Annotated in this window: 21 protein-coding genes and 4 tRNA genes; 13 read left to right on the top strand and 12 right to left on the bottom strand. The window is 58.4% G+C overall.

The annotated features are described in order from the left end of the window. Position 1 precedes the first annotated feature (1 nt). The 4 genes from ACM6IR_RS10205 to yacG are packed head-to-tail and all read left to right on the top strand — an operon-like array spanning position 2 to position 2910. Positions 2-1219, top strand: a complete 1218-nt coding sequence (locus tag ACM6IR_RS10205; RefSeq protein WP_414907603.1) for a type II secretion system F family protein — start codon at positions 2-4, stop codon at positions 1217-1219. A gap of 1 nt (position 1220) precedes the next feature. Continuing rightward, positions 1221-2093 carry a prepilin peptidase gene (locus ACM6IR_RS10210; RefSeq protein ID WP_414907604.1) on the top strand — a complete coding sequence of 291 codons (873 nt, stop codon included), beginning with the start codon at positions 1221-1223 and terminating at the stop codon, positions 2091-2093. Beyond that, entirely contained in the window at positions 2090-2713 is a 624-nt protein-coding gene (coaE, locus tag ACM6IR_RS10215) for a dephospho-CoA kinase (protein WP_414907605.1), read from the top strand. The genes ACM6IR_RS10210 and coaE overlap by 4 nt, the downstream gene beginning before the upstream one ends. Continuing rightward, positions 2710-2910: a DNA gyrase inhibitor YacG gene (gene yacG, locus ACM6IR_RS10220; RefSeq protein ID WP_201116331.1), complete on the top strand. Its 201-nt coding sequence runs from the start codon at positions 2710-2712 to the stop codon at positions 2908-2910. Before coaE ends, yacG begins: the two co-directional genes overlap by 4 nt. Here yacG and ACM6IR_RS10225 read toward each other — a convergent pair. From ACM6IR_RS10225 to ACM6IR_RS10235, 3 genes are all read right to left on the bottom strand, one after another. Next, a complete protein-coding gene (locus tag ACM6IR_RS10225; RefSeq protein ID WP_414907606.1) occupies positions 2907-3122 on the bottom strand; it encodes a hypothetical protein in 216 nt (71 codons plus the stop codon). The genes yacG and ACM6IR_RS10225 overlap by 4 nt on opposite strands. Before the next feature lie 63 nt (positions 3123-3185). Beyond that, a complete protein-coding gene (locus ACM6IR_RS10230; protein WP_414907607.1) occupies positions 3186-3875 on the bottom strand; it encodes an energy-coupling factor ABC transporter permease in 690 nt (229 codons plus the stop codon). After that, on the bottom strand, positions 3872-4339 hold the full coding sequence (locus ACM6IR_RS10235; protein WP_414907608.1) for an FAD/FMN-containing dehydrogenase: 468 nt from the start codon (positions 4337-4339) through the stop codon (positions 3872-3874). Before ACM6IR_RS10235 ends, ACM6IR_RS10230 begins: the two co-directional genes overlap by 4 nt. A gap of 129 nt (positions 4340-4468) precedes the next feature. Between ACM6IR_RS10235 and ACM6IR_RS10240 the strand changes: the two genes are divergently transcribed. From ACM6IR_RS10240 to ACM6IR_RS10260, 5 genes are all read left to right on the top strand, one after another. Then, positions 4469-5095, top strand: a complete 627-nt coding sequence (locus tag ACM6IR_RS10240) for a DUF1780 domain-containing protein (RefSeq protein ID WP_414907609.1) — start codon at positions 4469-4471, stop codon at positions 5093-5095. Next, a complete protein-coding gene (locus tag ACM6IR_RS10245) occupies positions 5092-5619 on the top strand; it encodes an MOSC domain-containing protein (RefSeq protein WP_414907610.1) in 528 nt (175 codons plus the stop codon). Before ACM6IR_RS10240 ends, ACM6IR_RS10245 begins: the two co-directional genes overlap by 4 nt. A gap of 56 nt (positions 5620-5675) precedes the next feature. Continuing rightward, positions 5676-5849: a DUF3094 domain-containing protein gene (locus ACM6IR_RS10250; protein ID WP_032830895.1), complete on the top strand. Its 174-nt coding sequence runs from the start codon at positions 5676-5678 to the stop codon at positions 5847-5849. 60 nt (positions 5850-5909) lie between these two features. Then, a complete protein-coding gene (locus ACM6IR_RS10255; RefSeq protein WP_414907611.1) occupies positions 5910-7208 on the top strand; it encodes an NAD(P)/FAD-dependent oxidoreductase in 1299 nt (432 codons plus the stop codon). A 307-nt stretch (positions 7209-7515) separates the two neighbouring features. Then, positions 7516-7923: an EF-hand domain-containing protein gene (locus ACM6IR_RS10260; protein ID WP_414907612.1), complete on the top strand. Its 408-nt coding sequence runs from the start codon at positions 7516-7518 to the stop codon at positions 7921-7923. 152 nt (positions 7924-8075) lie between these two features. Here the strand turns inward: ACM6IR_RS10260 and ACM6IR_RS10265 are convergent. The 7 genes from ACM6IR_RS10265 to rluD all read right to left on the bottom strand — a co-directional run bounded on the left by ACM6IR_RS10265 (position 8076) and on the right by rluD (position 13270). Continuing rightward, positions 8076-8152: transfer RNA gene (locus ACM6IR_RS10265), tRNA-Pro, on the bottom strand. A 95-nt stretch (positions 8153-8247) separates the two neighbouring features. Next, positions 8248-8323 (bottom strand) — tRNA-Lys (locus ACM6IR_RS10270). Between the two features lie 5 nt (positions 8324-8328). Then, positions 8329-8405: transfer RNA gene (locus ACM6IR_RS10275), tRNA-Pro, on the bottom strand. A 9-nt stretch (positions 8406-8414) separates the two neighbouring features. Continuing rightward, positions 8415-8490 (bottom strand) — tRNA-Asn (locus tag ACM6IR_RS10280). A 401-nt stretch (positions 8491-8891) separates the two neighbouring features. After that, positions 8892-11456, bottom strand: a complete 2565-nt coding sequence (gene clpB / locus ACM6IR_RS10285) for an ATP-dependent chaperone ClpB (RefSeq protein WP_414907613.1) — start codon at positions 11454-11456, stop codon at positions 8892-8894. A gap of 129 nt (positions 11457-11585) precedes the next feature. Then, positions 11586-12311: a peptidoglycan editing factor PgeF gene (gene pgeF / locus ACM6IR_RS10290; protein ID WP_414907614.1), complete on the bottom strand. Its 726-nt coding sequence runs from the start codon at positions 12309-12311 to the stop codon at positions 11586-11588. After that, on the bottom strand, positions 12308-13270 hold the full coding sequence (gene rluD / locus ACM6IR_RS10295) for a 23S rRNA pseudouridine(1911/1915/1917) synthase RluD (RefSeq protein ID WP_046048807.1): 963 nt from the start codon (positions 13268-13270) through the stop codon (positions 12308-12310). Before rluD ends, pgeF begins: the two co-directional genes overlap by 4 nt. A gap of 151 nt (positions 13271-13421) precedes the next feature. Here rluD and ACM6IR_RS10300 point away from each other — a divergent pair, with 151 nt between their 5' ends. The 4 genes from ACM6IR_RS10300 (at position 13422) to ACM6IR_RS10315 (ending at position 17858) form a co-directional block, all read left to right on the top strand. After that, positions 13422-14444: an outer membrane protein assembly factor BamD gene (locus tag ACM6IR_RS10300; RefSeq protein ID WP_414907615.1), complete on the top strand. Its 1023-nt coding sequence runs from the start codon at positions 13422-13424 to the stop codon at positions 14442-14444. 252 nt (positions 14445-14696) lie between these two features. Further along, entirely contained in the window at positions 14697-14930 is a 234-nt protein-coding gene (locus ACM6IR_RS10305; RefSeq protein ID WP_414907616.1) for a PP0621 family protein, read from the top strand. Further along, positions 14920-16515, top strand: a complete 1596-nt coding sequence (locus tag ACM6IR_RS10310; RefSeq protein ID WP_414907617.1) for a sensor histidine kinase — start codon at positions 14920-14922, stop codon at positions 16513-16515. Before ACM6IR_RS10305 ends, ACM6IR_RS10310 begins: the two co-directional genes overlap by 11 nt. Before the next feature lie 2 nt (positions 16516-16517). After that, positions 16518-17858, top strand: coding sequence for a sigma-54-dependent transcriptional regulator (locus ACM6IR_RS10315; RefSeq protein WP_414907618.1), 1341 nt, complete (start codon positions 16518-16520; stop codon positions 17856-17858). A 129-nt stretch (positions 17859-17987) separates the two neighbouring features. Here the strand turns inward: ACM6IR_RS10315 and thiO are convergent, their stop codons facing one another. Both thiO and ACM6IR_RS10325 read right to left on the bottom strand, forming a co-directional pair. Next, positions 17988-19088, bottom strand: a complete 1101-nt coding sequence (gene thiO, locus ACM6IR_RS10320) for a glycine oxidase ThiO (RefSeq protein ID WP_414907619.1) — start codon at positions 19086-19088, stop codon at positions 17988-17990. A gap of 56 nt (positions 19089-19144) precedes the next feature. Continuing rightward, complete coding sequence (locus tag ACM6IR_RS10325) at positions 19145-19543, bottom strand: type IV pilin protein (RefSeq protein ID WP_414907620.1); 399 nt, start codon at positions 19541-19543, stop codon at positions 19145-19147.

Here is a 19543-nt window from a genome sequence, read left to right on the forward strand (position 1 = left end):
CATGGCGGTCAAAGCAGTAAAAATCAGTGTCTATGCCTGGGAAGGCACGGACCGCAAAGGCTCGAAAATGACCGGCGAACTGAGCGGTCAAAACCCGGCGCTGATCAAGGCGCAACTGCGCAAGCAAGGCATAAATCCTGGCAAGGTACGTAAAAAACCTTCCTCGATTTTCAGCAAGAGCAAGCGCATCAAGGCTCAGGACATTGCCCTGTTCACTCGGCAAATGGCGACCATGATGAAAGCTGGCGTGCCGTTGTTGCAGTCGTTCGACATCATCGGTGAAGGCTTTGATAACCCGGCGATGCGCAAACTGATAGACGAGGTGAAACAGGACGTCGCGGCGGGTAACAGCTTCGCTGCCGCCCTGCGCAAAAAACCGCGGTATTTCGATGCGCTGTACTGCAACCTGGTGGACGCCGGCGAACAGGCCGGTGCCCTGGATACCCTGCTGGAACGGGTCGCCACCTACAAGGAAAAGAGCGAAAGCCTCAAGGCCAAGATCAAGAAAGCCATGACCTACCCTCTGGCCGTGGTGTTCGTCGCGATCATTGTGACCGCGATTCTGCTGGTCAAGGTGGTGCCGCAGTTCGAGTCGGTGTTCAAAGGGTTTGGCGCCGAACTGCCGGCTTTCACCGTGATGGTCATCGGCCTGTCGCAATTCATGCAAGCCTGGTGGTGGGCGCTGCTCGGCGGACTGATCGCCGGGATCTTTGGCGTGCGGCACGCCTTCACAACGTCGCAGGCTTTTCGGGACTGGACGGACACCTGGCTGCTGAAATTGCCGTTGATCGGCACGCTGATGTACAAGTCCGCCGTGGCCCGGTATGCCCGCACGTTGTCGACCACCTTTGCCGCCGGCGTACCGCTGGTGGAGGCCCTCGAATCGGTGGCCGGAGCGACCGGTAACATCGTGTTCAAGCGTGCCGTGCTGCGGATCAAGCAGGACGTGTCCACCGGCATGCAGCTGAATTTCTCCATGCGCGCCTCCGGCATCTTCCCGAACATGGCGATTCAGATGACCGCCATTGGCGAAGAGTCTGGCGCACTGGACGACATGCTCGACAAGGTCGCGAGTTTCTACGAGGCCGAAGTCGATAATATGGTCGATAACCTCACCAGCCTGATGGAGCCGTTCATCATGGTGGTGCTGGGTGTTATTGTCGGAGGCCTGGTCATTGCGATGTACTTGCCCATCTTTCAACTCGGCTCAGCGATCTGACATGCCCTTGAACGAAATTCTGGCCCTCTATCCACAAGCCTTCGTCGTCATCGCCTTGGTGGCGGGCCTGCTGATCGGCAGCTTCCTCAATGTCGTGATCTGGCGCCTGCCGAAAATGCTCGAACGGGAATGGCGCCAGCAGGCCAATGACATTCTGGGTTTGCCAACGCAAACCCCGCAGCCGACCTATAACCTGGTGCTGCCCCACTCCCAGTGCCCGCACTGTGGCCACCGGATACGCACCTGGGAAAACATTCCGGTCATCAGTTATGTGTTTCTACGGGGCCGCTGTTCAAGTTGCACCACCTCTATCAGTAAACGTTACCCGTTGACCGAACTGGCCTGCGGGCTGCTGTCGGCGTTTATTGCCTGGCACTTCGGCTTCGGATGGCCGGCCTGTATGGCGCTGGTCCTCAGTTGGGGTCTATTGGCCATGAGCCTGATCGATGCCGAGCATCAACTGCTACCGGATGTACTGGTGCTGCCGCTGATTTGGCTGGGACTGATCGTCAACAGTTTCGGGCTGTTCGTGCCACTGCATGACGCCTTGTGGGGCGCGATTGCCGGCTACATGGTGCTCTGGTCGGCGTTCTGGCTGTTCAAGCTGATCACTGGCAAGGAGGGCATGGGTTACGGTGATTTCAAGTTGCTGGCGATGTTCGGCGCCTGGGGTGGCTGGCAGATTTTGCCGCTGACCATCCTCTTGTCATCCATTGCAGGCGCGGTTATCGGCGTGATTTTGCTGCGCGTTCGCCATGCGAAAACCTCAACACCGATCCCTTTCGGCCCCTATCTGGCGATTGCCGGCTGGATTGCCTTGCTCTGGGGTGGTCAAATAACCGACCTCTATTGGCAGTCTGTCGGTTTGAAATGAATACCCCTGTGGAAAAACCCTGGATTCTCGGCCTCACCGGCGGCATCGGCAGCGGCAAAAGCGCCGCGGCCCAGCACTTCATCGACTTGGGCGTACACGTGGTGGACGCCGATCACGCCGCTCGTTGGGTGGTGGAACCGGGGCGCCCCGCGCTGGTGAAGATCGCCGAACACTTTGGCCCAGGCGTACTGCAAGCCGACGGGCAACTGGATCGCGCGGCGCTGCGCAAGCTGATCTTCGAGGTGCCGGATGAACGCCGCTGGCTCGAAGCATTACTGCATCCGTTGATCGCCGAGGAAATCACCCAACATCTGGCGCTGGCAAAATCACCTTATGCGATTCTGGTTTCGCCGCTGCTGATCGAGTCCGGGCAGTACGCCATGACCCAACGGGTCCTGGTGATCGATGCCCCCGAGCAGTTACAGATCCAGCGAACCCTGCAGCGTGACCAGACCAGCGAACAACAGGTTCAGGCGATTCTCAAGGTGCAATCCAGCCGCCAGAATCGTCTGAGCCATGCCGACGATATCGTGGTCAACGACCGCGACCTCGCCTGGCTGCACAGCGAGGTCGAACGCCTGCATCACTTTTACCTTACTTTGCGTGGAGGCCAGTCATGAGCCAACCCCCTGTCGTCGAATGCCCAACCTGCGGCGCCCCTGTTGAATGGAGCGCCACCAGCACCTACCGGCCTTTCTGTTCGGACCGCTGCAAACTGATCGACCTGGGCGCCTGGGCGTCGGAAGAACACAAGATTCCGGTCAGTCCGGATGCCGAGGATGAACTGTTCAGCGAAGACTTCGACCCGCGTCACTAAGGGCGCATAAAGCCGTAGTCCTGACCTTCATCGAGGTTCTCGGCGAGAAACTGCAACTCGTCCGCCAGGTCCTCGACACTGCGCACTGCCTTGCTCTGCTGCACCACTGCGCTGAGCAAGGCGCGCAGGCTCAATCCCGGATCAAACCCCAGCTCTTGCGCTGCATCCAGACTCTGTCGCAACTCCTGCCTTGCCCACTCGTAGACACTCATGCCGATGCTCCTGAAGGTTTGCCAGAGCATGAGATCGTCTGTGAGTTGAGGATTTGATGTGGATCAAGACTTGGGATCGTCGTCTTTCCATGGTGCCGAAAGGTAGCGCGTGCGGTTGAACGTCTCCAGCCACTCGGGACTGAATACCACCAGTGCGCTGACGATCATGCCGTTGATAAAGGCCTCCGGAAAAATCAGCAGCCACAGATAACCGATAAAATCTTCCAGCCAGTACGGCATTTCGAAACGCTCGTCGAACCACAGCAACCACAGCGCCAACAGCAGACACAGCAAGGCCGATAGCGCCGCCGCAAAGAAACCGGAAACGAAGATATACACAAAGGGATTACGCGGTTGCGCTCGCTCCACCAGCATCGCGCAACACTCAGTGACCAACACCGGCAGCAGGATCAACAGTGATCCATTGACGCCCACGGCAGCCAGATCCTGCCGGCCGAGCAGCACCAGGCCCATCTGCGCAACCAGCCCGCCGACAATCGCCAACGGCCAGTCCAGCAGCAAGGTCACCGCCGTCATGCCGATAAAGTGGTACGAGACGCCTGTATCGAAATCACGTCGTACCAGCCACAAGACGAACAACGCGAACACCGTGCCGAACAGCAAATGCTGACGCCGGCTGTCGGTGAACAGTTCGACCCACGGTGCGCGCCAGATGGCCCAGATAACCACAGGTACATAAATCAGCCAGCCGACCGTTAACGTCTGCGGTAACAACAGCTCTGCGCCAATCATGGCCCGGCCTTCTCAAGCGCCTCCCGCAATTGCGCGGCCGTAGCGTATTCATGCTGATCCAACAACTGGCCATCCTTGAGCTGCAACCACAGCACTTTATCCACAGCCCCCGGATAGCGTGGCGCCACACGACCATCACGATCAAGCATCACCCGATAGGAATAGGCGCGCATGGCTGGCACCGCGAACATTTTTGCAACCAGCCGCGGCATGCGCTGAATGTCTGCGACAAATACCGCATGGCGCGCTTCCAGATAGCCTTTTGGCTGGCCTTGAAGCGCGGCATCGACCAACTTGGCGCCGTCCATGCTACGCGCCACCAGTAACGTCTGCGTGTGGCTGTCGAGGCTGTAGGCCTGATCGAACTGATCAAGTAACGTCCAGGGTGCCAATCGCTCACCGACCTCTAGCGCCTGGACCCACAGGGGCAAAAGACTGAGCAGCAACAGCGGCCAATATTTCACGTTCAACTCCTTGTTCAATCGCTTACGCACAGTGGCTATCAGTCTACACCGCCCGTTCTGACTGCCCAGTGACGACCTTTACCGGTAAACGCTTTCAGCTTGTCGCATTTGAACGCTAAGCTTGGGCCTATGGATGACTCAGATTATTTACGCCTGCTGACCATCGCGGCCGAGCAAGCCAACGCGTTCCTGTCCAATGCCCGCAAATGGGAGCGAGAGCGTTGGGTGTGCCAGCGCCTGCTGCAAGGCCTGAACATTGCCTACCGCATCGATGAATTCGCGCCCGCAGGGGAACCGCCAGACGTGCTGTTTCGCGATGCGAATTTCGAGGTTTTTTTCGTGCTCGACGAAGGCCGGCGTCTCAACGATGAATGGAGGGACGAACTGCAACGCCGACGCAGCGCGTTTTCCCTGAGTTCCCTGGTGCGCCGCGAAGCCAAGCCCAAGCGCATTCCGGCCAACGAATTTTTGCTGAGACTGGCGCCGACCTTGCGCAAAAAAGCCCACAACTACAAAGAACGCGGTATGGATCTGGGGGAACTGGACATCATCGCCTTCGCCAGCCTCAAGCGCGAAGTGCTGGACCTCAACAGCCATTTCCCGCCGCCGACCGAATACCTGCGCCAGGGCTGGCGCTCGTTGTCGCTGGTCGGTCCGACGTTTGCTCGTGTTTTATTTGCGCATCCGGACGCACCGGATTTCCTGCGCAGCAACCTGGGGCGCAGCATCGTGTTCGATGTCGGGATCAGCCTGTGAGTCCATTGCAAGAACTGATTGCCCAAGTGCCGCAACAGGGTCGCGTTCGCTGGATTGGCGTGCGCCCGCAATCTCGCTCACACATGATCGAACTGGACGCCGTGGAGGCGCGCCTTGAAGCCGGCCTGACTGGCGATCACGCGCATCCCGGCGTGCATAATGCGCGGCAGGTGACGCTGATTCAATGGGAACACCTGGCCGTGATCAACTCGCTGATGGGGCGGCCGGAAGACCAACCGGTGTTACCTGAAGATTTGCGGCGCAACCTCGTTATCAGCGGTATCAACCTGTTTAGCCTCAAGGGCCGCCGTTTCAAAATCGGCCAGGCCATTTTCGAAACCACCGGTTGGTGTCAGCCCTGCGCACGCCTCGAAAACAACCTCGGCCCCGGTACCTTTCAGGCCGTTCGCGGACATGGCGGAATCACGGCGCGAGTGTTACAAAGTGGAATCATTCGCCTGGACGACAGGGTGAGCGTCGAGCCAATCCCCACCAGCGGCTATGCTCCGTTCAACGTGGGATAACACCTGCCTGTAGCTTCTACACATTTAGCAACGTCTACCCCCTGACGAGGCCCGATATGACCAGCCGCCTGAACCCCGACGACCAAAAGCATGTCGAAGAGTACCTGCACCTGTCCCAGCACCGAGTCGAGCGCCGGCCTTTCCGGCCGTGGATGCTCCTGGTGGTGGTATTGGCAGTGACCATTGGTCTGGGCCTGTTGAGCCGACTTATCAGTTACCTGACGCTATGAGCAGCCTCGCGCTCGCTCGGGTAATTGCTCCGATTTCTTTTAGCCTTGCGAGATATCCCCATGACTCATCGTATTGTCATCGTTGGCGGCGGCGCCGGCGGTCTGGAGTTGGCTACCCGTCTGGGTAAGACTCTGGGCAAGCGTGGCACGGCCAGTGTGATGCTGGTCGACACAAACCTGACTCACATCTGGAAACCGCTGTTACACGAAGTGGCGGCCGGGTCGCTGAACTCTTCCGAGGATGAACTCAACTATGTTGCCCAGGCAAAATGGAATCACTTCCAGTTCCAGCTGGGGCGGATGAGCGGGCTTGATCGCACGCAGAAAAAAATCCAGCTGGCAGCCACTTACGACGAAGCCGGCGTTGAACTGCTGCCGGCCCGGGAACTCGGCTACGACTCCCTGGTGATCGCGGTCGGCAGTACCACCAACGACTTCGGTACTCAGGGCGCGGCGCAGCACTGCCTGTTTCTCGACACCCGCAAACAGGCTGAGCGCTTTCACCAGCAATTGCTCAACCACTATCTGCGCGCCCATGCCGGACAAACCGACAAGGTTGAGCAGATCAGTGTCGCCATCGTCGGCGCGGGCGCCACAGGCGTCGAACTGGCGGCGGAACTGCACAACGCCGCCCATGAACTGGCGGCCTATGGCCTGGACCGGATCAAACCGGAAAACATGCACATCACTCTGATTGAAGCCGGACCACGGGTGTTGCCAGCCCTGCCGGAACGCATCGGCGGGCCGGTGCATAAAACCCTGGAGAAACTCGGGGTCAATGTCATGACTAATGCCGCCGTCAGTGAAGTGACGGCCGACAGCTTGATCACCGCTGATGGCAAAGTGATCAATGCCAGTCTGAAAGTCTGGGCGGCGGGGATTCGGGCGCCGGGGTTCCTCAAGGATATCGATGGCCTGGAAACCAACCGCATCAACCAGCTGCAAGTGTTACCGACCCTGCAAACCACCCGCGACGAGAACATCTTCGCCTTCGGTGACTGCGCGGCCTGCCCGCAACCGGGCACCGATCGCAATGTGCCGCCACGTGCCCAGGCTGCGCATCAGCAAGCATCGTTGCTGGCCAAATCACTGAAGCTGAAAATCGAAGGCAAGCCATTGCCGGAGTACAGCTACACCGACTACGGCTCGCTGATTTCGCTGTCGCGCTTTTCGGCTGTGGGTAACTTGATGGGCAACCTGACCGGCAGCGTAATGCTCGAAGGCTGGCTGGCGCGGATGTTTTACGTGTCGCTGTACCGCATGCACCAGATGGCGTTGTATGGCGCGTTTCGTACGGCAATGTTGATGCTCGGCAGCAAGATCGGCCGCGGTACTGAGCCACGGCTCAAGCTGCACTGATATCCACTGTAGGAGCGAGCCTGCTCGCGATGGCGGTCTAACAGTCAATATTGATGTTGATGTGATGGCCTCTTCGCGAGCAGGCTCGCTCCCACAGGTGATTTCCATCAGATCTGTGTCTCTGTGTATCTATCCCCGCGATTGAACCCCTTCGCTTACAAACTCTCCCTTGCGCGACACAGTAGCGATACACCCCGCCCGTTAAATAGCCACATCCGAGCAAGGCACCCCGCCCGCTTCGGCTAACGCCGCATTTTCGTGGCGCCCACTATTGAGCGGTTGTGTTGTGCAACCCAGGAGAATGTAAATGTCCCGTACCACTACTCTCACCAAGAACACCATTGGCCTGCTCGGCGCTTTCCTGGCGGGTGGCATGACGTTGTCCGGCTCTGTGTTCGCCTCGCAACCTCTGACTCAGGGCTACCTCCTGGCATCGGCTGAGCAGGTCGTGAAAACCCCTGAAGGCAAATGCGGTGAAGGTAAGTGTGGCGATGCGTCGATGGCAAAAACCGACACCGATGGCGACGGCAAAGTATCCCGAGCCGAATTTCTGAAAGTCGCGCCGAAGTCCGATTTCGACAAGATCGACACCAACCATGATGGCTTCATCGACGAGCAAGAGGCTTACAACAACGTAAAAGCCAACTTCGAAGCCAATGGCAAGAAAATGCCAAAAGGCTTGTTCGAGCACCTGAGAGACCAAGACGGCGCCTAAGCGTCCGGGCACCAGCCCCGCCCTGCCCCTCCATCGAGCAGCAGGGCTTTTTTTCGCCTGACAGATTTAAACCCGCAAGCGCTGAACCATGCCCTCACTTTTTTCGAAGACAAAAAAAATCCCCGTATCTTTCGATACGAGGATTTTTAATATGGTCGGGGTAAGGGGATTCGAACTCCTGACATCCTGCTCCCAAAGCAGGCGCGCTACCGGACTGCGCTATACCCCGGTAAAAAAAGGCGACCTTTACAAATCGCCTTCTACGATCAGCGCTTTTGGCCTCTGATCTTAAGATTCGATTCCAGCGTTAACTGGTTTCAAAAATGGTGGGTCGTGTGGGATTCGAACCTACGACCAATTGGTTAAAAGCCAACTGCTCTACCAACTGAGCTAACGACCCAAAAATGGTCGGGGTAAGGGGATTCGAACTCCTGACATCCTGCTCCCAAAGCAGGCGCGCTACCGGACTGCGCTATACCCCGGTTTGAAATTGGCTCCGTGACCAGGACTCGAACCTGGGACCCAATGATTAACAGTCATTTGCTCTACCGACTGAGCTATCACGGAACTACATATTTCAATTTACAACTGTGAAGCTTGCTTCACCTCTTCGACCCGTTCGCATCGCTGCGTTCGTGTGTCTGAGGCGCGCTATTCTACAATTTTAAGCACCTCTGTCAACCCCCTAATTTGCATTCAAGTTAATGATTTGCAACTTATTTCAGATTCCTGCTTGGGGAGCAGAAACCCTACCGGGTGACTTACTGCGGGGCGCACTTTACAAGCCTTTTCCTTTAAGTTCAACAGCCTAACGAAAAAAAGGCCTCGCAATGCGAGACCTGCTGTTCAGATATGGATTGTGTAGGAGCGAGCTCGCTCGCGAAGCGCTCAATGACACCGCGTTTATCCAAGAGGTACGCGTTATCGTTAACGACCATCGCGAGCAAGCTCGCTCCTACAACAGAGGATCAGACGAAGACGATTTCGTCGTTCTCCACGATACCTTTGGCGGTATCGCCGGGCATGAAACGACCCGACAGAATCAGTTGTGCCAACGGGTTCTCGATCCAGCGCTGGATCGCTCGTTTGAGCGGCCGTGCGCCATACACCGGGTCGTAACCCACCGCGATCAGCTTATCCATGGCCTCAGGGCTGAGTTCCAGTTTCAGCTCGCGTTCGGTCAGACGACTGCGCAGGCGACCCAACTGGATCTCGGTAATGCCGGCGATCTGATCCCGAGCCAACGGCTCGAAGATCACCACTTCGTCGACCCGGTTGATGAACTCCGGACGGAAGTGCGTGGAAATCGCATCCATCACCGCCGCACGTTGCGCTTCACGATCACCGACCAGTTCCTGGATCTGCACCGAGCCCAGGTTGGATGTCATGACTATCACGGTATTTTTGAAATCTACCGTGCGGCCATGGCTGTCGGTCAGTCGGCCATCTTCCAGCACCTGCAACAAGATGTTGAAAACATCGGGGTGGGCCTTCTCGACCTCGTCCAGGAGGATTACCGAATAAGGCTTGCGACGCACCGCCTCGGTCAGGTAACCGCCTTCTTCATAGCCTACATAGCCTGGTGGTGCACCAATCAGTCGGGCCACGGAATGTTTCTCCATGAACTCGGACATGTCGATCCGCACCATCGCCTCTTCCGTATCAAAGAGGAACTCGGCCAGCGCCTTGCACAACTCGGTTTTACCGACACCGGTCGGGCCGAGGAACATGAATGAACCGCTCGGACGATTCGGGTCGGACAACCCGGCTCGGGAACGCCGTACCGCATTGGAAACCGCAACAACCGCTTCGTCCTGACCAATCACACGTTGGTGCAACAGGCTTTCCATCTTCATCAACTTGTCGCGCTCGCCTTCGAGCATTTTCGACACGGGAATGCCGGTCCACTTCGAGACGACTTCGGCAATCTCTTCTTCCGTCACCTTGCTGCGCAGCAACTGGTTCTCGCTTTTGCCATGCTGGTCGACCATTTGCAGGCTACGCTCCAGGTCCGGGATAACCCCGTATTGCAGTTCGGCCATGCGGTTCAGGTCGCCTTTGCGGCGGGCAGTTTCCAGTTCCTGACGGGACTGTTCGATTTTCTGCTGGATCTGCGCGGAGCCCTGAACTTCGGCCTTTTCCGCGCTCCAGATTTCTTCGAGATCCGAGTACTCACGTTCGTGACGAACGATTTCTTCCTGGAGTTTTTCCAAGCGTTTCTTCGCCGCGTCGTCGCTTTCTTTCTTAAGCGCCTGGGATTCCACCTTCAGCTGAATCAGGCGACGTTCCAGACGGTCGAGCACTTCCGGCTTGGAGTCGATCTCCATGCGGATACGACTGGCGGCTTCATCAATCAGGTCGATGGCCTTGTCCGGCAACTGACGATCCGTAATGTAGCGATGACTGAGCTTGGCCGCGGCGATGATCGCACCGTCGGTGATCGCCACCTTGTGGTGAACCTCGTAACGCTCTTTCAGGCCACGCAGGATAGCGATGGTGTCTTCTTCGCTCGGCTCGTCCACCAACACTTTCTGGAAGCGTCGTTCGAGGGCCGCATCCTTCTCTATATATTGGCGGTACTCGTTGAGCGTCGTTGCGCCAACGCAATGCAGTTCACCGCGAGCCAATGCAGGCTTGAGCATGTTGCCCGCATCCATCGAGCCTTCGCCTTTACCGGCACCGACCATGGTATGCAATTCGTCGATGAACAGAATGATCTGGCCTTCCTGCTTCGACAGCTCGTTAAGCAGGGATTTCAGGCGCTCTTCGAACTCGCCGCGATACTTGGCACCGGCAATCAGCGCCCCCATGTCCAGGGACAACAGCCGTTTGCCTTTCAGGCCATCCGGCACTTCACCGTTAATAATGCGCTGGGCGAGGCCTTCGGCAATGGCGGTTTTACCCACGCCTGGTTCACCGATCAGCACCGGGTTGTTCTTGGTGCGACGCTGCAGGACCTGAATGGTCCGACGGATTTCGTCATCGCGGCCGATGACCGGGTCAAGCTTGCCCTCTTCGGCGCGCTTGGTCAGGTCGATGGTGTATTTATCCAGCGCCTGGCGTGATTCCTCGTGGTTGGCATCATTGACTGCTTCGCCGCCACGCAGGTTGTTGATCGCGTTTTCCAGGGCTTTCTTGCTGACGCCCTGGCCGAGCAATAATTTGCCGAGCTTGCTGTTCTCGTCCATAGCGGCGAGCAGCACCAGTTCGCTGGAGATGAACTGGTCGCCCTTCTGCTGGGCCAGACGATCGGCCTGATTGAGCAGGCGCGCCAGATCCTGCGACATGTTGACGTCGCCGGTCGGGTTCTGGATTTTCGGGAGCTGGTCGAGTTCTTTGGTCAGCTCTTTACGCAAGCTGTTGACGTCGAAGCCCACCTGCATCAACAGGGGTTTGATCGAACCACCCTGTTGTTCAAGCATGGCTTGCATCATGTGCGCCGGTTCAATGCCAGGATGATCGAGGCCGACGGCCAGGGATTGGGCGTCGGACAAGGCCAACTGCAACTTGCTGGTTAAACGGTCTATACGCATGGGTCACCTTCCTTTTGAGCAGGCCGGACCTATAAACATCCTGAATGAAGAAACCTGCCAGATACCTCATTAGATGTGGTCAATTCTGGGAGATTCAAGCGTCATGAGGTTGATGCAGATCAGAGAAGTCTAGCTTTCAAGCCAGATAAGGGAGGCAAACCGACCCGTGCGAGGACTGCGACGGTAGGAAAAGAAGCGCGGATCGGTCACGGTGCAGAAACCGCCACCGTAGACAGCCGTTACACCGCGAGCGGCCAGGCGCAAACGTGCCAGCTTGTAGATGTCGGCCATGAACTTGCCGGCATTGTGGCTTGGCACAAAAGCGGTGGCGGCTTCGGGCAATTGCTGGACGAAGGTTTCGCGTACTTCCGGGCCGACTTCAAAGGCTTGGGGGCCAATGGCCGGGCCAAGCCAGACCAACACTTCTTCTGGCGGCACGTCCAGACTGTCGAGAGTGGCCTCCAGCACGCCTGCCGCCAATCCGCGCCAACCCGCGTGGGCCGCCGCGACGCGAGTACCGGCACGGTCGCAAAATAATGCTGGCAGACAATCAGCCGTCATCGACGCGCAGGCAATCCCTGGCGTTGCCGTCCAGCTGGCGTCAGCAGTGACGACCCGGCCCGGTTCAGCATGGGCCACGACGATGCCGTGAACCTGTTGCAGCCAGGCCGGTTGAATAGAGAAATGATCGGTGAGACGACGACGATTTTCGGCCACAGCTTCGGGGCTGTCGTCGACGTGATCGCCGAGATTGAGGCTGTCGAACGGCGCCAGACTGACGCCGCCCGCACGGGTGGTGACGCAGGCTTTCACCCCGGCAGGCGCAGGCCAGTCGGGTATCAGCCAGTCACTCATCCGATGAACGCCTCGCGGTCTTGCTTGAGCAGCGTCAGTAACCAGACGAAGTCGTCGGGCAGTGGCGATTCCCAGCTCATGCGTTTACCGGTCGTCGGGTGATCCAGCTCCAGGAACCGCGCATGCAGCGCCTGACGCGGGAACGCCTTCAACGATTCGATCATGGTCACACTGGCTGCCGGCGGGATACGGAAACGACCGCCATAGGCAGGATCTCCGACCAACGGGAAGTTGATGTGGGCCATGTGCACACGAATCTGGTGCGTACGACCGGTTTCCAGCTTCACCCGCACGTGAGTGTGGGAGCGGAAACGCTCAAGCACGCGGTAATGGCTGACGGCTTGCTTGCCACCTTCCATCACGGCCATGCGCTGGCGTTGCTGGCCATGGCGACCGATCGGCGCATTGATCTTGCCGCCCGCCGTCACCACGCCGATCACGATGCACTCGTAGATCCGGCTGACGCTGCGGCTCTGCAACTGTGTAACCAGCTGCGTCTGCGCCTGAATGGTCTTGGCCACCACCATCAGACCGGTGGTGTCCTTGTCCAGTCGATGCACGATACCGGCGCGGGGCACATTGATGATGTCCGGCACGTGGTGCAGCAAGGCGTTGAGCAAGGTGCCATCGGCGTGGCCGGCAGCCGGGTGAACCACCAGGCCCGCAGGCTTGTTGATGACCAGGATGTCGTCGTCTTCATAGACGATGTCCAGCTCGATGTCTTGAGCGATCCATTCGCCCTGAGCTTCCTGCTCGGCAGTCAGCTCAAGAATGGCGCCACCATGAACGATGTCTCGCGGGCGGATAACCGCCCCATCCACAGTCAGGCGGCCGTCTTTGATCCAGGCGGAAAGGCGCGAGCGCGAGTGCTCAGCGAATAATTGTGCGGCGACTTGATCGAGGCGTTGGCCGCCCAATTCGGACGGCACCTCTGCGCGAAGTTCAATTTTATCGGACATGCTCAGACTAGGCGTCGGCACAGCCTTTGGTTTCGGCTGCGCGCTTGTGGTTAAATACGGCGTCTTTTGCCCCGAGGCTATTCAACGGGGCACTCATCATAACAGGACGGCCCCGCCCAAGACAGCGGCCGTCATAGGGACGCAAGCCGCCATGCAAGTGAAACACCTGCTGCTGATCGCCATCCTCGCATTGACCGCTGCTTGCTCATCGAAGGAAGTCGTAGACGAAAACCTGAGTGAAGTCGAGCTGTACCAGCAGGCTCAGCAAGACCTGGACAACAGTAACTACACCGCCGCCACAGCCAAGCTGAAGGCCCTGGAGTCGCGTTATCCGTTCGGTCGCTACGCTGATCAGGCTCAACTCGAGCTCATTTACGCCAACTACAAGAACACTGAGCCTGAGGCTGCGAAATCCGCTGCAGAGCGTTTCATTCGCTTGCACCCACAGCACCCGAACGTCGATTACGCCTACTATCTCAAGGGGCTGACGTCTTTCGATCAGGACGTCGGCCTGCTGTCGCGCTTTCTGCCGTTGGACATGAGCAAGCGTGACCCGGGTGCCGCTCGTGACTCCTACAACGAGTTCGCCCAGCTGACCAGCCGCTTCCCCAACAGCCGCTACTCGCCTGACGCCAAGCAGCGCATGATTTACCTGCGCAACCTGCTGGCGGCCTACGAAATTCACGTTGCAGACTACTACCTGACCCGTCAGGCCTACGTCGCTGCCGCGAACCGTGGTCGTTACGTGGTAGAAAACTTCCAGGAAACACCGTCGGTCGGTGACGGCCTGGCAGTAATGGTCGAGTCGTACCAGCGCCTGCACCTGGACGAACTGGCCAACACCAGCCTCGAAGCCCTGAAGCTCAATTACCCGAACCACCCGAGCCTGGTGGACGGTCAGTTCAAGCCATCGATGGAAGAAGCCGACAACCGTTCGTGGTTGAGCAAGGCGACTCTGGGCTTGATCGATTCCCGCCCACCGCTGCCGCCGGGCGAAACCCGCGCCAACCAGGACGTGCAGAAGCAGTTCCAGGACGCCAAAGACGCGATTCCAAGCGATCTCAAGCCTAAAGATACAAATGGCGACGTGATCGAAGAGGAAAAGCATGACGCGCAAGGCAATAACACTGACCGTTCGTGGTTCAGCCGCTTGACCTTCGGCGTGTTCGACTGACCTGTAGGATGTAGGAGCGAGCTTGCTCGCGATGGTCGTTAACGATAACGCGTGTTTACTGGCTAAATGCGGCGCTCTTGAGTCCATCGTCGGAACGCCGCCCGGAGCAAGCTCGCTCCTACAAAGTCCTTCAAGAGGGAGCCTTTCGAGGCTCCTTTTTTATTGCCTGCTATTTATTGGCGAGCTATTACGCTGTGCGCCTGACCCGTCCTTGGCTAAACTGCTGATTCATTAATCAAATAGCAGCTCACCATGCTCCGTTTATTGTTCTGGATCGCTTTGATTGCCGCTGCGGTATGGTTCTGGCGCAAGTTCAAAGGTCAGGCTTCTGTACCCAAGTCCTCTGCCGAACTGGAAGCGGCGCCCATGGTCCGCTGTGCTCATTGCGGCGTCCACCTGCCCCGCGACCGCGCGCTGAATCTTCAACAACAGTGGTATTGCAGCCAGGCTCACCTCGAGCAAGGCCCGAGTTCCAGTGATCGCTGAGACGTCCTGTCCCGGCAGCAAACAGGCCCAGCGACTGCTGCGCCTTTATCACCTCTACCGCTTAAGCGTCGGCATCACTCTGGTGTTGTTGATCTCCAGCAACATGGATAACCAGCTGCTGACGTTTGCCAATGACGACCTGCTGAGCGGTGGCAGCTGGTTTTACCTGGTACTGAATATCCTGCTGGTGGTCTTCCTCGAAAACACCCGACGACCGGCGCAATTGGTTGCCCTGTCGCTGGCCGATGTGTTGCTGCTGTGCGGCCTGTTCTATGCCGCGGGGGGTGTGGCCAGTGCCATCGGCAATTTGCTGATCGTGTCGGTGGCCATCAGCAACACCTTGTTGCGAGGCCGCATCGGTCTGTTGATTGCTGCAGTCGGCGCGCTAGGCATCGTCGGTTCGAGCTTTTTCCTGAGCTTCAGCCACCCCACCAGCCCTAACGATTACCTGCAAACCGGCACGCTTGGCGCTTTGTGCTTTGCAGCGGCTTTGCTGGTGCAGGGCCTGATACGACGCCTGGACGTCAGCGAAACGCTGGCCGAACAACGGGCTAACGAAGTTATTGGCCTCGAAACCCTCAATGCGCTGATTCTGAAACGCATGCGTACCGGCATCCTGGTGCTCGACAACCACCGGCGGGTTCAACTGGCCAACCACAGCGCCTTGACCCTGCTGGGAAGCGGCAGCCTCGAAAACCAAGTGATCGACAACCACTGCCCTGCCCTCGTTGAACGCCTGCAACTGTGGTTCAACAATCCGACACTGCGCCCCCAGAGCCTGAAAATTGCCAGCACGGGTCTGGAGCTGCAACCCAGCTTCATTGCCCTTGACCAAAGACCCCATCACCAGACGCTGGTCTTTCTCGAAGACCTTGCCCAGATCGCCCAGCAAGCCCAGCAATTGAAACTTGTCGCCCTCGGCCGCCTGACTGCCAGCATTGCCCATGAAATCCGCAACCCTCTGGGTGCCATCAGTCATGCCGCACAGCTATTGCAGGAATCAGAGGAACTGAACGGCGCGGACCGACGTCTGACACAAATTGTTCAAGACCACTCCAAGCGCATGAATCGAGTCATCGAAAACGTCCTGCAACTGTCCCGCCGCCAGCAAACCGAGCCACAACGGCTCGATCTGAAGCCGTGGCTGGAACGGTTCGTCGCCGAAACCCGCGAGGGCGTGACCGAGCGTCAGCAGATTCACCTGCACATCGGTTCTGGCGACTTCAAAACCCTGATGGACCCGAACCAGTTGAACCAGATTCTCGACAATCTGTTGCGCAATGCCTGGCGCCACAGCGCGCTGAGCCATGACCATGCGCAAGCCTGGCTTAAGCTGTTTGTCCACCCGGACAGCCAACTACCGACCCTGGAGGTTCTGGACAACGGTCCCGGTGTCGCACCAGACCATCAGGTGCACTTGTTCGAGCCATTCTTCACCACGAGCCCCCAAGGCACCGGGCTCGGGCTTTATGTGTCCCGTGAGCTGTGCGAAAGCAACCAGGCCCGCCTGGACTTTGAACCACGCCAAGGACAAGGAGGCGGCTGCTTTCGCATCACCTTTGCTCACGGACGGAAACAAGGTTGAACATGAGTTCACGACAAAAAATCCTGATCGTCGACGACGAACCGGATATCCGCGAACTCCTGGAAATCACCCTGGGACGGATGAAACTCGACACCTTCAGTGCCCGTAACCTTGGCGAAGCCCAAACGCTGCTGAGCCGGGAGACATTCGACCTGTGCCTGACCGACATGCGCCTGCCAGATGGCACCGGCCTGGAGCTGGTGCAACACATCCAGCAACGCTATCCGCACGTACCCGTGGCGATGATTACCGCTTACGGCAGCCTTGAGACGGCGATCAATGCCCTCAAGGCCGGCGCCTTCGACTTTCTGACCAAACCGGCCGATCTCACCCGCCTGCGGGAACTGGTCACCAGCGCTCTGAGCCTGCCCGCACCCGTCGGCGTCAGTCACTCCACTGATCGCCGGTTGCTGGGCGATTCTTTGCCCATGCGTAGCCTGCGCCAACACATCGACAAACTGGCGCGCAGCCAGGCGCCGGTGTACATCAGCGGCGAATCCGGCAGCGGTAAGGAATTGGTCGCGCGACTGATCCATGAGCAAGGGCCACGCGCCCACCAGCCGTTTATCCCGGTGAACTGCGGGGCAATCCCGTCGGAATTGATGGAAAGCGAGTTTTTTGGCCATCGCAAAGGCAGCTTCACGGGCGCTATCGAAGACAAACCAGGCCTGTTTCAAGCGGCTCACGGCGGCACGTTGTTCCTCGACGAAGTGGCTGATTTGCCGCGGGCAATGCAGGTCAAGCTGCTGCGGGCGATTCAGGAAAAAGCCATCCGATGTGTCGGTGGGCAACAGGAGATCGTGGTCGATGTGCGCATCCTCTGCGCCACCCACAAAGACCTCGACGCCGAAGTCGCCGCCGAACGCTTTCGCCAGGATTTGTACTATCGGCTGAATGTGATCGAGCTACGCGTTCCGCCCTTGCGCGAACGCCGGGACGACATTGAGCCCTTGGCCAGCCATGTGCTTAAGCGCCTGGCAGCAGGTAGCGGCCAGCCTGCCGCAAAACTCCACCCACACGCCCTCGACACGCTGAAAAGCTACCGCTTCCCTGGCAATGTGCGGGAACTGGAGAACATGCTCGAAAGGGCTCACACCCTGTGCGAAAACAAACAGATCGAAGCCTGCGACCTGCGACTGGCCGAAGGCAACTGTGCCGCCGAAGGTGGTGTGCCAGACCTGACGCAGATCGATAACCTGGAAAACTATCTGGAAAATGTCGAACGCAAACTCATCCTTCAGGCCCTGGAAGAAACCCGCTGGAACCGCACGGCGGCGGCTCAGCGGTTGAGTCTTTCATTCAGGTCGATGCGCTATCGGCTGAAGAAATTGGGACTGGATTGAAGGCCCCATCGCGAGCAGGCTCGCTCCCACAGGGTTCAGTGGCGTGCACAAAATCTGAAAACACCGCCGATCAACTGTGGGAGCGAGCCTGCTCGCGAAGGCGATCTAACCGGCGCCAAATTCCCGCAGCTAGATCCGCCCGGCCGGCGCATACGGTGCAGGATCAATAATCGGCTCACGCCCCAGCATCACATCTGCAAACAACTGACACGATGCCGGCGCCAATACCAGCCCATTACGGTAATGCCCGCAATTGAGCCAAAGTCCATTGAATCCCGGCACCCGACCGATATAGGGAATGCCCTCTGGCGAACCTGGCCGTAGCCCGGCCCAATGTCCTACTACCTCGGCATCCGCCAGTGCAGGAATCAACTCCACCGCCGAAGCCTTCAGACTCTCCAGTGCAGATTCGGTCGGCGTCTTGTCGTAGCCTTCATGTTCCAGCGTACTGCCAATCAGAATGTGCCCGTCGCGCCGGGGAATCGCATAACGCCCCTTGGCCAGCACCATGCTCGGCAGGAAGTCGGCCGCGCACTTGTAGAGAATCATCTGCCCTTTCACTGGTTCGACCGGCAGGTCCAGCCCCAGGCTTTTGAGCAAATCACCGCTCCAGGCGCCTGCGGTCAGGACCACCTGATCACCGTGGATAACCCCCGCCGAAGTCTGAACGCCGACGACTTGATCGCCGTCACGGACAAACCCGCTGACTTCGCACTGCTCATGAATCGTCACGTTCGGCAGCGCCAGCAAGGCAGCCTTGAGGGACTTCACCAGCCGCGGATTGCGCACATTGGCCACATCCGCCATGTAGATCGCCCTGGAAAAACCGGCGCCCAATACCGGGACAGCATCGTGTGCCGCCGAGATATCCACAGCCCGCAGCGGACGGTTCTCCCGCTTGGCCCAGGCCAGCGCTTGGGCCTCATCATCCAGATCCAGCCAGTAAAGACCCGTGGTGTGAACCTCGGGATCTACGCCGGTCGCAGCAAACAGGCGCTCGCCGAGCTGTGGATAAAAGTCCTGAGACCAGTGGGCCAGCGCGGTGACCGCCGGGCTATAACGCCACGGATAAAGCGGCGAAACGATTCCTCCACCGGCCCAGGACGACTCCTGACCCACACTCGAACGATCCAGCAGCACGACGCTCTGCACCTCTGACGCGAGATTGAATGCCGTCAGCAGGCCAATCACCCCGCCGCCGACAATCACCACTTGCTCTTGCCTGCTCATGTTCTGATCCAACCGATAAATAGACAGAGGCGCAAAGGGCGCCCGAAAAATGTAACTCAGCGACCCCAGCAATCCTTGGTCGTCAGCCCCGCCGTTGCATTGACCATGCTTCTGACGCCGGTGTTGGTGAGGGTGAAATCCCCACACTTGTCAGTCGCCATGGCGCCGGCCTTGCGTACGGCGGTCAGCAAAAACGCCTGGTCGGTCAGGGTTGACGTAATGGTGTAGTAGTCATTGCCGGCGCTCAGGCCGGTGGCACCGGTGTAGACATTCTTGTTCGAGTAGAACCGTTCAAGCGTCTGCGCCTGCTCGGAGAGCAGACCGACCACTTCGGCGCGTCGCCCCTTGTTCACGTACTCGATGAGGCTCGGGTAACCAATGGTGATGACGATCCCGATGATCGCAATCACGATCATGATTTCGATCAGGGTAAAACCTCGGATGGATCTGCGCAT

The organism is Pseudomonas sp. IT-P253, from assembly GCF_949768125.1.
In the GTDB taxonomy this organism is placed as follows: Bacteria; Pseudomonadota; Gammaproteobacteria; order Pseudomonadales; family Pseudomonadaceae; genus Aquipseudomonas.

Bases quoted from the DNA above. Each gene is read 5' to 3' on its own strand.
- ACM6IR_RS10315 (WP_414907618.1), top strand. From the start codon at position 16,518: ATGAGTTCACGACAAAAAATCCTGATCGTCGACGACGAACCGGATATC.
- ACM6IR_RS10250 (WP_032830895.1), top strand. From the start codon at position 5,676: ATGACCAGCCGCCTGAACCCCGACGACCAAAAGCATGTCGAAGAGTAC.
- ACM6IR_RS10210 (WP_414907604.1), top strand. From the start codon at position 1,221: ATGCCCTTGAACGAAATTCTGGCCCTCTATCCACAAGCCTTCGTCGTC.
- coaE (WP_414907605.1), top strand. From the start codon at position 2,090: ATGAATACCCCTGTGGAAAAACCCTGGATTCTCGGCCTCACCGGCGGC.
- thiO (WP_414907619.1), bottom strand. From the start codon at position 19,088: ATGAGCAGGCAAGAGCAAGTGGTGATTGTCGGCGGCGGGGTGATTGGC.
- ACM6IR_RS10325 (WP_414907620.1), bottom strand. From the start codon at position 19,543: ATGCGCAGATCCATCCGAGGTTTTACCCTGATCGAAATCATGATCGTG.
- pgeF (WP_414907614.1), bottom strand. From the start codon at position 12,311: ATGAGTGACTGGCTGATACCCGACTGGCCTGCGCCTGCCGGGGTGAAA.
- ACM6IR_RS10305 (WP_414907616.1), top strand. From the start codon at position 14,697: ATGCTCCGTTTATTGTTCTGGATCGCTTTGATTGCCGCTGCGGTATGG.
- ACM6IR_RS10255 (WP_414907611.1), top strand. From the start codon at position 5,910: ATGACTCATCGTATTGTCATCGTTGGCGGCGGCGCCGGCGGTCTGGAG.
- ACM6IR_RS10230 (WP_414907607.1), bottom strand. From the start codon at position 3,875: ATGATTGGCGCAGAGCTGTTGTTACCGCAGACGTTAACGGTCGGCTGG.
- rluD (WP_046048807.1), bottom strand. From the start codon at position 13,270: ATGTCCGATAAAATTGAACTTCGCGCAGAGGTGCCGTCCGAATTGGGC.
- yacG (WP_201116331.1), top strand. From the start codon at position 2,710: ATGAGCCAACCCCCTGTCGTCGAATGCCCAACCTGCGGCGCCCCTGTT.
- clpB (WP_414907613.1), bottom strand. From the start codon at position 11,456: ATGCGTATAGACCGTTTAACCAGCAAGTTGCAGTTGGCCTTGTCCGAC.
- ACM6IR_RS10300 (WP_414907615.1), top strand. From the start codon at position 13,422: ATGCAAGTGAAACACCTGCTGCTGATCGCCATCCTCGCATTGACCGCT.
- ACM6IR_RS10260 (WP_414907612.1), top strand. From the start codon at position 7,516: ATGTCCCGTACCACTACTCTCACCAAGAACACCATTGGCCTGCTCGGC.
- ACM6IR_RS10205 (WP_414907603.1), top strand. From the start codon at position 2: ATGGCGGTCAAAGCAGTAAAAATCAGTGTCTATGCCTGGGAAGGCACG.
- ACM6IR_RS10240 (WP_414907609.1), top strand. From the start codon at position 4,469: ATGGATGACTCAGATTATTTACGCCTGCTGACCATCGCGGCCGAGCAA.
- ACM6IR_RS10225 (WP_414907606.1), bottom strand. From the start codon at position 3,122: ATGAGTGTCTACGAGTGGGCAAGGCAGGAGTTGCGACAGAGTCTGGAT.